General features: G+C 77.1%; 1 pseudogene. It reads left to right on the top strand.

Annotation, left to right across the window (positions count from 1 at the left end):
* Positions 1 to 30 precede the first annotated feature (30 nt).
* A pseudogene (locus KVT14_RS21670) lies at positions 31 to 231 on the top strand (trehalose synthase); the annotation flags it as partial.

Here is a 231-nt window from a genome sequence, read left to right as displayed (position 1 = left end):
CCGGTGTTGTTCTAGGGGGAGAAGATGGGCTTGGGCGAGACCGCGGCCCCGGACGGCCGGCTGGCGGTCCGGACGCCGATGCAGTGGACGTCCGGGCGCAACGGCGGGTTCTCGGCCGCGACCCCGCGCCGGCCCGCGGGCCCGGTGGCCGAGGGCGGGTACGCCCCCGCGCACGTCAACGTCGCCGACCAGCGCCGGGACCCGGACCCCCTGCTGTCGTGCGTCAAGACG

It is taken from the genome of Cellulomonas sp. GbtcB1 (assembly GCF_019091725.1).
GTDB lineage: Bacteria > Actinomycetota > Actinomycetes > Actinomycetales > Cellulomonadaceae > Cellulomonas.
Note: the sequence above shows the minus strand (reverse complement) of the source record. Positions and strands in the feature narration are given on the sequence as shown.